This window comes from Streptomyces caeruleatus, from assembly GCF_001514235.1.
GTDB lineage: Bacteria > Actinomycetota > Actinomycetes > Streptomycetales > Streptomycetaceae > Streptomyces > Streptomyces caeruleatus.
In genome coordinates, this window is record NZ_KQ948931.1 from 88,698 (window position 1) to 102,269 (window position 13,572).

The 13,572-nt window shown below is 66.8% G+C and carries 12 protein-coding genes; 3 read left to right on the forward strand and 9 right to left on the reverse strand.

Annotation, left to right across the window (positions count from 1 at the left end):
- Window positions 1-22 precede the first annotated feature (22 nt).
- Complete coding sequence (locus AQJ67_RS24015) at window positions 23-1,234, reverse strand: MFS transporter (protein ID WP_062721587.1); 1,212 nt, start codon at window positions 1,232-1,234, stop codon at window positions 23-25.
- 143 nt (window positions 1,235-1,377) lie between these two features.
- Between AQJ67_RS24015 and AQJ67_RS24020 the strand changes: the two genes are divergently transcribed.
- Both AQJ67_RS24020 and AQJ67_RS24025 read left to right on the forward strand, forming a co-directional pair.
- Window positions 1,378-1,836, forward strand: coding sequence for a MarR family winged helix-turn-helix transcriptional regulator (locus AQJ67_RS24020; RefSeq protein ID WP_062721147.1), 459 nt, complete (start codon window positions 1,378-1,380; stop codon window positions 1,834-1,836).
- Between the two features lie 9 nt (window positions 1,837-1,845).
- Window positions 1,846-2,298, forward strand: a complete 453-nt coding sequence (locus AQJ67_RS24025; RefSeq protein WP_062721148.1) for a GNAT family N-acetyltransferase — start codon at window positions 1,846-1,848, stop codon at window positions 2,296-2,298.
- Between the two features lie 45 nt (window positions 2,299-2,343).
- Here AQJ67_RS24025 and AQJ67_RS24030 read toward each other — a convergent pair whose 3' ends face one another.
- The 4 genes from AQJ67_RS24030 to AQJ67_RS24045 all read right to left on the reverse strand — a co-directional run bounded on the left by AQJ67_RS24030 (window position 2,344) and on the right by AQJ67_RS24045 (window position 5,196).
- On the reverse strand, window positions 2,344-3,735 hold the full coding sequence (locus tag AQJ67_RS24030) for a serine hydrolase domain-containing protein (RefSeq protein ID WP_062721149.1): 1,392 nt from the start codon (window positions 3,733-3,735) through the stop codon (window positions 2,344-2,346).
- Window positions 3,736-3,927: 192 nt separating this feature from the next.
- Window positions 3,928-4,323, reverse strand: coding sequence for a hypothetical protein (locus AQJ67_RS24035; RefSeq protein ID WP_062721150.1), 396 nt, complete (start codon window positions 4,321-4,323; stop codon window positions 3,928-3,930).
- A gap of 103 nt (window positions 4,324-4,426) precedes the next feature.
- On the reverse strand, window positions 4,427-4,627 hold the full coding sequence (locus tag AQJ67_RS49495; RefSeq protein WP_244190566.1) for a hypothetical protein: 201 nt from the start codon (window positions 4,625-4,627) through the stop codon (window positions 4,427-4,429).
- 152 nt (window positions 4,628-4,779) lie between these two features.
- A complete protein-coding gene (locus AQJ67_RS24045; RefSeq protein ID WP_425264179.1) occupies window positions 4,780-5,196 on the reverse strand; it encodes a hypothetical protein in 417 nt (138 codons plus the stop codon).
- Window positions 5,197-5,315: 119 nt separating this feature from the next.
- Between AQJ67_RS24045 and AQJ67_RS24050 the strand changes: the two genes are divergently transcribed.
- Complete coding sequence (locus AQJ67_RS24050; RefSeq protein WP_244190567.1) at window positions 5,316-6,566, forward strand: hypothetical protein; 1,251 nt, start codon at window positions 5,316-5,318, stop codon at window positions 6,564-6,566.
- 343 nt (window positions 6,567-6,909) lie between these two features.
- Here the strand turns inward: AQJ67_RS24050 and AQJ67_RS45490 are convergent, their stop codons facing one another.
- The 4 genes from AQJ67_RS45490 to AQJ67_RS24075 form a co-directional block, all read right to left on the reverse strand.
- Window positions 6,910-9,417, reverse strand: coding sequence for a TniQ family protein (locus AQJ67_RS45490; protein ID WP_079056129.1), 2,508 nt, complete (start codon window positions 9,415-9,417; stop codon window positions 6,910-6,912).
- Window positions 9,414-10,316, reverse strand: a complete 903-nt coding sequence (locus AQJ67_RS24065) for a TniB family NTP-binding protein (RefSeq protein ID WP_244190568.1) — start codon at window positions 10,314-10,316, stop codon at window positions 9,414-9,416. The genes AQJ67_RS45490 and AQJ67_RS24065 overlap by 4 nt, the downstream gene beginning before the upstream one ends.
- Window positions 10,317-10,459: 143 nt before the next feature.
- Complete coding sequence (locus AQJ67_RS24070) at window positions 10,460-12,271, reverse strand: helix-turn-helix domain-containing protein (protein ID WP_244190569.1); 1,812 nt, start codon at window positions 12,269-12,271, stop codon at window positions 10,460-10,462.
- 378 nt (window positions 12,272-12,649) lie between these two features.
- A complete protein-coding gene (locus tag AQJ67_RS24075) occupies window positions 12,650-13,378 on the reverse strand; it encodes a TnsA-like heteromeric transposase endonuclease subunit (RefSeq protein ID WP_244190570.1) in 729 nt (242 codons plus the stop codon).
- Window positions 13,379-13,572: the final 194 nt, after the last annotated feature.

The window sequence follows — 13,572 nt, forward strand, 5'->3', positions numbered from 1 at the left end:
CTGACCCCGCACTCGGGTCGGCTCAGTGGTGGACGACGGCTCGATGCTCGACGGGCGCCGTACCCGTGACGACGGTGCCGGAAGGGTCGCCGGCGCGGCGCTCCAGCGCGGCCGAGAGGAACGCGAGCAGCAGCGCGGCCGCGGCGAGGGCGGCGCCCACCCAGTTGGGGGAGGTGTAGCCGAACCCGGCGGAGATGACGATGCCACCGAGCCAGGCGGAGAGGGCGTTGCCGAGGTTGAAGGCGCCGATGTTCACGGCCGAGGCGAGAGTCGGAGCACCGTGCGCCTGGTCGAGGACCCGCTTCTGCAGCGGAGGCACGGTCGCGAAGCCCAGGGCGCCGATCAGTGCGATGGTGACAGCCGCGAGGGCCTTGTTGTGGGCCGTGAGCGTGAAGAGCGCGAGCACGACGGCGAGGGCGCCCAGGGACACGTAGAGCAGGGGCATCAGCGCACGGTCGGCGTACTTGCCGCCGACGAGGTTGCCGCCGACCATGCCGAGTCCGAACAGGACCAGCAGCCAGGTGACGGATCCGTCGGCGAAGCCGGCGACATGGGTCATCATCGGCGCGATGTAGGTGATGGCCGCGAAGACGCCGCCGAAACCGAGGACCGTCATCGCCATAGCCAGCAGGACCTGGGCGTTCTTGAACGCGGCCAGTTCGTGACGCAGGCGTACGCCCTGCTGCTTGGGCATGTCGGGGACCAGCTTGGCGATTCCGGCGAGGCCGGCGAGCCCGAGGACGGCGACGATGCCGAAGGTGACCCGCCAGCCCGCGGCATGTCCGACGAACGTCCCCAGCGGGACGCCGACGACGTTGGCGACGGTCAGACCGGTGAACATCATCGCGATGGCTCCGGCCTTCTTGTCCGGGGCTACCAACTTGGCCGCGACGACCGAGCCGATGCCGAAGAAGGCGCCGTGGGCGAGCGAGGCGACCACGCGGCCGATCAGCATGACGGAGAAGGCGGGGGCGAGAGCGGACAGCACGTTGCCGACGATGAAGAGTCCCATCAGCAGCATCAGCATCCGCTTGCGGGAGACCTTGGTGCCGAGCACGGTCATCAGGGGAGCGCCGAGGACCACGCCGAGCGCGTAGCCGGTCACCAGGAAGCCGGCCGTGGGGATGGAGACCCCGAAGTCGCCCGCGACCTCGGGCAGCAAGCCCATGATCACGAACTCGGTCGTTCCGATTCCGAAGGCCCCGATCGCGAGGGCCAGAAGCGCGAGAGGCATGAAGGGGTACACCTTCCCAGAAGATTGCAGGAGCGCTTTACGCCCGACAACAATACTTGCAGACGCGCTCTACTTGCAAACGCAGGCTATTGCAGCCTTGCTCTACCCTGGCTTCAGGCCGCTCCGGGACGGAGGAATACGCCATGACAGCGACGGACCCCGCACTCACCGCCCTCGCCCAGGGCTGGTGCGCGCTCTCCCTGCTGCACGGAAGGATCGAGGCGCACATCGAGCGCGCCCTTCAGACCGGACACGAGCTGAGCGTGCGCGAGTACTCCCTGCTCGACGTGCTCAGCCGCCAGCACGACGGCGAAGGCGGCCACCTCCAGATGAAACAGGTCGCCGACGCGGTCGCCCTCAGCCAGAGCGCCACCACCCGACTCGTCACCCGCCTCGAAGACCGCGGCCTGCTCTCCCGCTACCTCTGCCCCACCGACCGCCGCGGCATCTACACCGACGTCACCGAAGCAGGCCTCCACCTCCTGCAGGAAGCCCGCCCCACCAACGACAAAGCCCTCCGCGAAGCCCTCGCCCAAGCCGCACAGAACCCCGAACTAGCCCCGCTGGTCCGCGTCGTGGAGTCACTCCCGGTGCCCGCATAGGGTGCGGTCATGGGAGATCTTGAGATACGAGCCGCTGTCGCCGACGACATCCCCGCGATCGTCGAAATGCTCGCGGACGATCCACTGGGCGCCCAGCGCGAGTCGCCGGACAACCTGGCGCCTTACCTCGCCGCACTGGAGCGGCTGAGCGGCGACCCGAACCAGCATCTGGTCGTCGCCGTCCGTGAGGGCCGAATCGTCGGCACGCTCCAGCTCACGGTCATTCCCGGACTGTCCCGCAAGGGCGCGACGCGCTCCATCGTCGAAGGCGTACGCATCCATGCCGATGAGCGCGGCAGCGGGCTGGGGACGCAGCTCATCGAGTGGGCCGTCGCTGAATCCCGGCGTCAGAACTGCCAGTTGGTGCAGCTGACCTCCGACACCTCCCGTACCGACGCCCACCGCTTCTACGAGCGCCTCGGCTTCACGGCCTCGCATGTGGGATTCAAGCTCCAGCTGTGACAGGGCGCTGCGCTGTTTCACGTGAAACAGCGCAGCGCCGGGCCGTCAGAACGAGCCGCTCCCCCGCCACCCGTCCGGATCCACTCCGCCCGGCACGGCAGCCCCCTCGCCGTACGGCTGACGCGTGAAGACGAACGACCCGAGGTCCAGATGGTCCACGATGCCGTCCGGGCGTCGTACGGCCTTCAGGAGCTCGCCGGCGTAGTACCCCTCCAGGCCCGTCCATGTGCCGTCACCGTTGGGCCGGAACCGTGAGCGGCGCCCCTTGCCGGACAGGGGCTCCAGCGATGCCAGGCCGTCGGCGGTCAGTCGGAGGGCGAAGGCGTGGGTCCCCCAGTACCACTGCCCCGCCAACTCCAGTTCCGCCGCGTCGACTTCATGCATCGGCCGCCAGGGCTCGGGAATCCGCGGCTCGGCCTCCGCGACGATCCGGACGAGATCGGCGGCGACGAGGGAGACCAGCGGTCCGGAGGTGCAGTTGGCCAGGACCACGGCAGCCACGTCGTCCTCCACGCTGATCATCAAGCTCGCCAGGAAGCCCGGCAACGATCCACCGTGCCCCACAAGGAGCCGCCCGTCCCTGTGCTGGATCTGCATACCGAGCCCGTAGGCCGCTCTGTCCACCACATCCGCGGCCTCGGGCGGCGCTGCCGGCGTCCGCATCTCCCGTACGGACCGGTCGCTGAGCACACGGTCGTCACCCTGGGCCAGAAAGACGGCGAACCGAGCCAAGTCGGCAGTCGTCGACCACAGCTGGCCGGCCGGCGCCATCCGGCCCAGGTCCTCGCTGGGCTCGGGAAGCATCGCATCGGCCCAGGGATGCACGGCCCAGCCGCCCGCATGCGGTGCCTGCGGGCGTGTACTCGTGCGGTTCAGGTCCAGCGGTTCGAGCACTTCTCGCCTGAGTACGTCCTCCCAGGCCGCGCCCCTGAGCCTCTCGACCAGTGCGCCCAGCAGCGTGTAGCCGGGGTTCGAGTAGTGGAACCGGCGTCCCGACGGATGCGGGAAGGGCTGCTCACCCAGCACGTCCGACAACTCGGGCCGCAGCGACCCGGGAGTCCGCTCCCACCAGGGCCCCGGCGACTCGGCCGCCAACCCGGCCGTGTGCGCGAGCAGTTCGGCGATGGTCACCTCCCCCGCACCGGTGCCCGGCAGATGCTTCTCCAGCGGGTCGCCGAGGTCGAGGAGCCCCTCGTCGCGCAGCCGTAGTACGAGAACGGCGGTAAAGGTCTTGGTGATCGAGCCGATGCGGTACTGCACGCTCTCGTCCGGTCCATGCCCGTCCACCGAGGTACGCGAGCCGTGCCACACAGCCCTGCCGTCCCGTACCACCGCGGCGACCAGCGAGGGCGCACGGCCTTCGGCCTGGGCCACGGCGATGCAGTGCAGAAGCGCCCGGCGCGTGCTGGGCAGCAGCTCTTCCTGAGATGTCGTCATGCCCCCAGTCCATCCCGGTGAGCAGCCGGCAGTCGAGCGCATATCCCCCGCAGGGGCTGTAGGTTCTCACTTTCGGTGTCAGGCGCCGACGCTATGACCTGGACGTTCCCCTCCAGTCTCACGACGTGTCGGCAAGCGGCTGTCTCAGATCGATGTCATTTCCTCAGACTGCCCAGCCGGCTGCGCCGTACCTCATGAACCTGCATCGGCAGCCGTCCGTTCTATCCACTCCCGCACCGTCACTGCTTGCTCGATGCGGTTGACGATGTCCTTCTTGGACGCCGTGTCCAAGGTCTCCGGGATCTTGTCGAAGGTGTCGGGAAGGACATCGATCAGACCCCAGATCTGTTCGCCGGTGCTGACGGTCAGCAGTTGCTGGCACCTCCACTGCAGCGGCACCTCGGGACGGTGCGTGAGCCGCTGCACGAGCGTCGGGAACAGGTAATGCGTCGCTTCTGCGGCGAGGTGCTCTCGTAGCCAGTCGACCGGGAGCCGCTGGCTGAAGCCATGCATGGCGGCCTCCTGGGCCAGGTCCAGCAGCTGAGCGCTGTCGACGGCTCGGATGGTGCGGGGAAGGGTCGGGGTCATGTCGCGATGATGCCAAGAAGCTCTCGGAACACCGAGAGGTCGGCGGGGTCGGGTTGCAATCTGTCAAGGAACTCGGCCCAGGCTTTCTCGAACTCGCCGGAGGTCACCCTTCCACGGTCGGCTCGCCCTTTATGCGGATCCATTCGTGGATGGTCTCGATGGCGTCGAGGAGGTCCTGCAAGGTGCAGAGATACCGGCGCTGTTGTCGGACCCAGCCTGTTGCCATGTCCCCGTACTCAAGCTCGGCTTCCCCGCTGCTCCAGACGATGAGCACGGCGACGAAGTCATCGTTTTCGAGCGTCATCCAGGTGCTGTTCTTGGTTCGGCCGTCCTCGGACGACTGCTGGACCGCACCCGTGATTCCGCAGGATTACAGGCGTTCCTCATGCTCGGCGAACCAGGCCTGGATCCTCTGCGGCAGTTCGACCGATATGGACTGCTTTTGTTCGCTTTGTCTCACGGCTGGGCGATGGACCTTGCAGATCGGTCGAGCTGGAAGGGAGATCCGGCCTTGGTTGGTTCCCAGCCTCGGTCCCGTGCTTCTCGGATGCTGGCAGCAACGTGGGCTGGGCGGATGGGCACTGCCTCGGCACCCACCCAGTTGCTGGGATGGGCCTGGCCGCTGGTGACGATCAAGGTCGCGCCCGGCTGGCTGCCGCTGGCCGCTTCAACTGCATAGGTCATCGGCATCCAGCAGAGTCCCTGCATGTAGGAGGGCTTCCTGCGGATCCGCCAGCGGTACTCGATCCCGTCAACGGTTATGCGCCGGGAACCCTTCTTGCTCAGCGCCATCTTCGCCTCCTCCGCTGTTGGACTCTGCTGTGTCGCCGCGGTCGCGAAAAGCAGGTTGCACGCGAACGTACCGAACGTCATCGCCGACAAGCACCTTCGGGACTACGGATGGGTTGATCAGCCCATAAGTTGGTGTCAGTGCCGAGCGACCCGGCGCATCGCACCCACCCCGGGTGCACTCACCGCGATCGGAGAGCATCGTGAAGAACAGCCCGTTGTGGCGAGTGGTTGACAACCAGAGTGGTACCCAGTCCATCGTCAGCACGCCCTCCGAGGCGGTCGCGTTCGTCAACAGCCGGTTCGACACCGATGACGACGACGAGCCGTTCAGCATCACCGAGGTCGGCCCTCTCCTTCCGAAGCCGCTCGGGATCATCAGCGCATGGGCCGCCAAGAAGGACGGCGAGCGAACCGACGGGCGTACTGCTCCGATCACCATCAGGCCGGTTGTGACGGACAACGCCAGCGAGTGCGATGACGTCGTGCTCTGGGGCGACGTGTACGTCTCCTGGGACCACGACATGTACACCGTCGAGGAGCCGGACAGCTCCGAGTACAGCGAGGCTTACAGCGCAGCCGAGTTGAGCGCGATCCTCGACGAGTACGCCGACGACTACGAGTACGCGCCTGAAGGGCCTGAAGGGCCCGACAGCCACAGGTGGCCGAAACCGGAAGAGTTGATCACCTACGGCGCCCAGGAGTGTGCCAAGCGGTTCGGGCACCTCGACGACGACGCCCTGCTGTGGCTCGCTGCCACCCGCATCACGCTCGCCGTGTGGCGCAACACACCCGTCGAGAACTGGCATGCCGGGAAGAGTCCGCTCCACGACGGCACAATGATGCGGATCAACACGGCAACCACCCGACTCGTGCGCTCGATGCTGTCGTTCGACCATGTCGACTGGATCGGTCTCGGTCTCGCGATCGTCAATCCGTCCCGGGTTCTACCGACAGGGCAGTCCGTACTCGAGCTCGGGCTGGCCTGCCACAACCCTGACGACCCGGCGCACGAGGTTGATCCGCGAGAAGAACTCGCGGAGATGGCACAGGTCGCGATCTCGTGGGGGCGAAGGTACTGCCTTCGCCAGAAGGAGTTCGGCCTGCGAACCCTGATCGAATCCTTCTGTGCGTCCGACAACGGCTGGTTCGGAGCACCGAGTTGGGGGCGCATCGTCGATCGGTTCCTTACGGCTGTCGACGACCGGGAGAATGCGCACTGGCGCATACACCGGGACAAGCCTTGGTTCGACGAGTGGTTCACCAACCGGCCGGCCGACATTGCGGACACCACGGAATTTCGTCGGCTGCTCCTTGCCGGGCCCGACCTGCTGTCCGAGGAGGCCGCCGAATGGTGCGTGGATGGTGCCATCGGCTACGTCTGCCAGGACGACCACGCGAACGACTGCTGGCGGTGCGGTATCCCGCTGGCAACGGAGTCCCCCAACGAGTGAATGTGTGCACCAGCGTAGACAAGCAGCAATCCACTGCCCCCGCTCTCTCCCGCCTACTCGGCAGCCTCCCCCCTACTTGGGGAGCCAGTCGCGGCTCGATCGCCGCAGCTCTCGTCCTGCTCCAACGACTACGGCCGAGCCATCTGAACGATCACGCAACGTCATGAGCCATTACCGGGAAAGGTTCACTGACAGTCAGCGGGGCTACTTCTTGCTTGGCTTGGCTTCCTCGGGTGTAATGCCGAGTCGCTTCATGGCGGTAAGTACCTCTCGCCCCAAAGATGTCGATTTCATGGGATGCCCGCGCTGAGCCCTGGTGAGCAGGGATGCTCCCAGTTGTGCCTCAAGCATGCCGATCTGGTTGATCAGGTGCCCCTTGGCCATGCTGAGGCCGATAGCGGCCTCCGGTGAGGGTGTCGTATGTGATCGCGACGGCGTATCGGGCCAGCCGCTGGCGCGCATGACGTCCTGTGAGCACGGGGTGCAGAACCTTGGGTGCGTTTGCAGCGCGGGCTTCAGCTTGCAGGATGGCCGCGTGACTGGCCCCGCCGGGCCGTCGGAGCGGGATGCCGCACGTCTGCGCTTGCCTGCTCATCTGGCTCGTGCTCATCCCGGCTTCCCGGGCGAGTTCGGGAAGCGGTCTCCGCCGAGCGAGGTATTGCTCGCTCAGCCCTTCGCGGTTGACCTCGGGATGGCGGCAGGGCCGCCCGTGTGACCGGTCCGGCAGGTCGTACTGCTTGCTCAGTTTCTTGATCATCGTTCTGTTGGTGCCGAACTGGGAGGCGATCTCTGCGAGAGTGCGGGTGCGGCGCAGTTCCTCCAGTCGTGCTGCGGGGAGTCGCCGCTTGAGGTCGGCTGCTGCGGCGCCGACGGCCCGCTGCCGGCTGGGACTCGGAGGAGCAGGGTGCCGGGTCAGCAAGTATCGGACGACCTCTGAGGTGGTGGCGAGACGGTCGGCTGCCTGGCGTGTGGAGAGGTTCTCGCTGCGGATCAGGTGGTGCAGGCTGTCGATGTCGACGCTGTCCGGATCAGGTCCGGTCAGCGTCAGGTCCTGCAGCGGCAGGGGCGGCTCCCATATGACCGGCTCACCAGGGGCATGCGGGGCCAGGAAATCGACACCTGCGCGGTCGAGTTCGTCTGCCAGGCGGGGGGTGAGGTTTCTGGGGAACTCGACGAGCTTCGGCCGTAGATGTCTGTCGGTGATTGCGTATGCGGCTGGAGCGCGAACCGCCGGCAGGGTGCTGAGCCGCTCGAACAGGTAGCACTGGGCGAGACGGTGCTTGCGTTCCAGTCCTCGGTTCACTCCTGCCCGTTCGCAGACCTGAATCCATGTCTCCTTCGGCAATAGCTCGGTGTAGTCCAGCCTCCGGCGGCGCTGGTAGTTGATGGGCGTCGGATAGGCGTCCAGGCAATCGGCGAGGCGGATCAGTGCTTGGTGGACTGTGTCCCAGTGCGGACCAATGTGGAGTTCGTGGAGGGTGGTGGAGAGGGTGTCGTTCTCCAGCAGCGTGCCCAGCAGCGCGGAGGCGGATTTCAGGTTGATGGCGATGCCGGAGGTCAGCAACCAGCAGGGCATTGCCATTCGCAGCGTGTGCAGGCTCGTGCGGCGCAAGGGTGTCAGCGGTAGTGCCCAATGTGTCCAGAGCATCGAGGGCATGCCCGCGGCCCGCTGTTCGGCCGCGCTGGTGAGGGCGGGGTCCGTGGGTGCCGGAGCTGCGGTCCGGTGACGTAGTTTCGAGGTGGCTTTCATCCTCGGGGTCAGACTGGAGAGCTGTACCGATCTCAGTGTCGTGCTGGTGCCTTCTCCTCCCCAGGGTGCGATGTCGTTGGGCATCAGAGGCTGGGCCCCATCGGTGCCTGTCCTGGTCAGACCCCGCAGCATCGCTCCTGCTTCGTGGATGTCGGACTGGCCGAGGATCTGGGCGGCTGCGGTGAGTCCGACGGCCGTGGTGGCGGCGTGAGGCGGAGCCATGAAACCCGCGCGTCGGTAGGTGCTGCCTCGGTGCGGGTGCTGGGCGGCCTGTTCGTGCAGATGCAGGAGGTCCGTCGGCAGAAGTGATGCGAGGTCTTCTCGGGACGCGAAGCTGAGAATGCGGCTGGCGAAGCTCCTCATGTCGGAAAGCACCATGCTCACCTGTGGGGGCTGATCACCGTAAACACCAAAGCTGATGCGCCCTTGATCCATGCCCAGCAGTAACGTCCGCTGTAGCGTCAACGCTGGGTGGTCCGGCGCGAGTTGCGGTGTGCGGACGTCGGACAGAGGGAAGCCGCATCGCTCGCTGGAAGGGCCCGCTGCCCCTGGAGCATGGGTGTTCATGCAGAGTCCCGGCCTGGGGATGCAATGTGCCGCGTAGGGGCGCTGACGTTGCATGCGCCCGCAGGAGGCACACATGTCCGCCAGCAGGCACTGGTGGTGCAGGCAGGCGAACGACCAGCCCAGTCGCCAGGACAGCGGCCAGCGTCCTCCGTTCTCGGCCAGGCATTGCGGGCAAAAGCGTGATCCGCGCTGTCGTCCCCACAGCCGTCGGCGGTTGATCTGGTGTCGCGTGCGGTCGATCAGCAGTGCTGTGCCGTCGAAGCGGGCGAGTGTCATCGCATGCAGGTCAGCCGCTGCGGTCCCGGTCGCGGCGGACAAGAAGTCGGCCTGGGATGCGTGCAGCAGCACCGTCCACCGGTGAGTGACATCGTTTGCCCGGCTGGCGCTGGGCGAACGCGGCGGAGAGAGAGCCGTCACGAGCTGGCCGAGCTTCACCCCCAGTCGGGCACCGGTGGTCTCCAGCCACGAGTCGAGTCCTTCGCCCGGCAACGGCCGCACCCGGATCGGGAGGGTCCGCACCAGGTTCGCGTTCACGCCGCGGTGCCCCGGTCAGCGCGGGGGCGGCTGGTCAGCTTCCGCTGGTCCAAGGCCACTTCCAGTTCTCTGCGGGCTTCTTCGGCTGCCGCATCGTTCTTCACTCCATCGAGCAGTTCCCGGGATAGGCACTCGGAACGGTTGCGGATCGCGCGTTGGCATCCCCGGTTGATCAGCGTCATCAGCGACCCGATGTGGCCGGTGCTGCGGGCGAAGAGGTAGTCGGACAGGTCGTCCGCGAGCATGCCGGGCCACTTGTCGGCCAGAACCAGACGCTGTTCGAGGGCCAGCAGGAGTTTCCGGAATTGACGACGGCCCGTCTCACTGGTGATCGTGAAAGGAGGCATGTCCAGACGGGTGGTGCGGCGGCCGGTCTGGGCCTGGGCGGCATCCCCGCTGGCCTCTCCCTCGCTGAAGAGTCCCTTGTCAGCGAGCCCGACGCCGACCTTGAGTAGGGTGACCGGGAACTCGTTGGCAATCCACTTGAGGTGGTTGCTCAGCTCCATCCCGTTGGTGTGCCGCCACTTCAAGAAGTGCAGGTCGTCCAGGATGAGCAGACGTACCTCGCAGGACAGCACGCAGTCCAGTGCCTGGCGGCCGAGCTGAGCGGTTGTGCCACGCAGACGCCCGGGGTGAGCGAAGTACTCCACCATCGCCTGGTTGAGGTCCTTCAGGCTGGTGTTCCCGGTCAGGCCCACCCGGCAGACCGGCCACCGCTCGTGCCCCTGATCGGTGAAACGGCCGCGTTCAGCAATCTCCCGGCAGTGGAAATCCCGGGCGAACGCAAGCACCGAGGTGGTCTTCCCCAGCCCGGGAAAGGCATCGACAGCCACCGCGCCCTTGGCCTTGTCCCCGTCCTGCAGATTGCTGTCCAGGATGTCCCACAAGTCCTCGTGCAAGGCACGCCAACTGCGGCGTCTTTAGCGGGCCGAGATTGGCATGCCAGTCCCGGCGTCGCCGGTCGTACTCAGCTCGCGCGTCACTACTCAAGCCCTGCAGCGCAGTCCGCTTGAGAAGTTCGGGCTGGATTCGGCGGGGCGCCTCAGCAAAGGCCCGAAAGCCCTCTTTGCGCGAGAGCGCCAGATTTCCCAGGCCCGGGCTTGCAGCGCCCGTCACGCGTCCTCCAAGGCGTCGGCATAGAAATCACCATCGAATCTTCCAGATCCGCCTCGTCGTCGTCCCCGCCCTCCATGTCCCCGACTCTCTCCAGACCGAGGCACGACGTCTCCTCCGCCTCACCCAGGGCCCGGAGTACGGACGGAAGGGAAACGGCCGTCTCTTCAGCAGTCTCGGGCAGCTCCAGGGCGACCTGTTCTCTTGAGAGACGCAGTGCCATGCGCCGCTCGGCCGAGGTGGTGCCCAGTCCGACGTTCCACCGTTCCAGCAGGTCGGCGACGGCGAGTTGGTCGTCGGGGTAGCGGTACTTCCTCTTTGCAAGCTGCCGAGCGAAGACCAGGGCCTCCTCGCTCAGCGGCATCCGGATCACCGGAGCGTGCTCCCACTGCAGCCTGTGCCAGCCCCGGTCAGTATCACGGAAGCAAACCGTCGTGATGTCGTCGGGGTTGACCTGGAACGGCCAGTGATCGTGTTTACCACGGTAGGTGTACGGGCTCTTTGTGCTAGCCGCCGGCAGGCCGGGACCGCGGTAGCGGCGGCCGTCGATCTCGACGCCGTAGTGCTGGATCGTGCGCCACTTCGTGGGCAGGAACTCAAATGCGAGATCACGGTCGCGGGGCACCTCGATGTGCCCGGCTCGGGCCATGCCGTGCTCGAACATCTGGGCCGGAGACATACGCAGCCCCGGCAGGCCCGGGTCAACCAGGCTGGAGTGCGGTCGGCAGTGGTAGACCGTCGCGGCCCACTCCCGGATGATCTCCTCCAGCTCGTCGAGGAAGAAGAACGCCTCCCCTTCCACGTACTCGCCGCGGGAGTGGATGTCGGGTCCCTTGTAGCAGGGCAGAGCCTGCAGCAGATCCTCGCGCAGGGTGCGGAAGAACCGCTCCACCGGCCCCTTGTCCCGCCCCGTGCGCAAGCGGGCTGGCTGGATGGAGATGCCCATCCTGCGGCAGACGCTGCTGAGATGGTCCGAGAGGTAGACCTTGCCGTGGTCGACCACCAGGGTCTCCGGGGCGATCGGTGGCGAGGCCAAGCCGATCCCTTCGACGGCGACGTCGACCAGCGCGGTGCGCGGGATGCCGTGCTCGGGCCAGACCGCCCCGCGCGGCCAGTCCTTCCCGAACGGCCAAGGGCGGAAGGATTCGAAGAGGACCGCCGCGACGTCCACAGCCTTCGTGGAGACCGGCGTCACCCTGATTCCGGTGATGCAGCGGGTGTACCAGTCCATCCCCACCGACAGCTCGGCCTGAACCCACCGCAGTGTTAGCGGATCGAACGCGAACACATCCAGCCGCGTGGAGTCCATCAGCAAATACTCACCCGGTCGCGTCGGCCGCAGTTTCCCGTAAGGTCCCTCCGGCCGGTCGGCGATGTCCCGGTTCCGCTTCGTACTCAGCCGGAACAGCGGATGTCGACACTCCAGCTCCGCCAACACCCGGTAGGCGACCGCTTGGCTCGGCAGTCGCACCACCTCGGGCCCGTAGCGGGCGATGACGCGGGCCCTGACACGGTCGATCACCATCTTGCGCGACGGCTTCGAGGCGTCGGTGTGCTCGACCATCACCTCCAGCGCGGTCTCGACCCACCGCTCGTCTACCCGGTCAGCAGCGGACTTCGCCGGCCGTGTCCGCGGCGCCAGCCCTGCTTCGCCGCCGCGCTGGTAGGCGGCCGCCCACCGTCGGACCGTGCGGTTCGCGACGCCGAGTTCGGCCGCCTTGGCGGCATAACGAGCGTCCAAGGGAAGGTCCGGTGCGAACTCCGGGCGTGGTTCCCCGCCACGGGACAGCTCGCGGCTACCGGAGCGGAAGCCTGTCAGCACCTCCCGGACGTGCTCTGCCTGCTCAATCACCTGCCGTCGTTGCGGCTCCGACAGCTGTCCCAGCACGACCCCTGCGAGTCCCCCCTCGTCGGTGGCATCGGGGCCGCCCTGAGCAGGGAATGACTGCTGCCCGCTCGGAGAAGAGCAGTTCCTTCAGGCTGACCCGCAGCAGTCCTCCGCGGGCGTTCTTGAGGACCACCTCGTTGCCCGCGGCGGTCGCGGCCATCTCCACCACCTCGACGGTCTCGCCGTCGTAATGGAAGTGGGTGCCGATACCCACCCGTGTGCCCGCCCCACTCAGGCCGGCCTCCGCAGCACATGCGCTGGACCGAGCGGTTGTCGAAGGTCCGTCGTGAACCGGCCTGACCACAGCAGGTGGAAGACCCCGGCCCGGACAAGCTCGGGGGCGAACCCGCCCACCGCGCCGAGGGCCTCGTCGAGGGGCATCCCGTCCACGATGGCCCCATCGGCTGCTTCCAGTACATCAGCGGGGAAGAGCCAGACACGGCGGTATCCGGCGAGGAACCGCACGTTCTCCAACAACGCCGGCTCCGGTTCGCTCAGCACCTGATAGGCCCACCCGCGGTCCTGCACGACCTGGCGTGTCCAGGCGAAGGTGAAGACCACCTCCGGGTTCTCCAGTCGGCGACTCGGCTTCACATCGACGACCAGCGGGCCCTCCCGCGTCAGCAGCAGGTAGTCGGGGATGTGCTTGCGGACTTTGCCCTGCACCTGCGCCTTCAGCAGGAACGGCTGGGCCGCGATGTGCCGTACCGACGGATCGAAGTCGGCGAGCAGCAGCCGCGCAAGCTCCAGCCTCGACTCGTAGATCACGTGGTCGCGTACCGTCACCGACCAGTACGTACCCGAGTAGTGCTGCTGCCCGCTGTACCAGCGGTACGTACGCCACGGCGATGCCTGCGACAGCCGGGAGATATCCACAGCTTCCCAGGGGCGGTTCTCCTCCACAGCCCCATCGACACGACGGCGGCTCACCGTCACGTCCTCGGCCGGTCCGATCTCCACGATCCATCCCCTGTCGGCCACTCAGCTCGACACGACGAGAGTCGCACCGGGCATGAACCGCAGGAGGCAGAGTTCAGGGGCATCACCTGATCGGGTGATGCCCCTGAACTGTGGTTCTCCAGACGCTGTCAGGACTGCCATCGCCATGCCACGGCGGCAGAGAAAATGACGCGGAGACAGAGAACCTACACCGT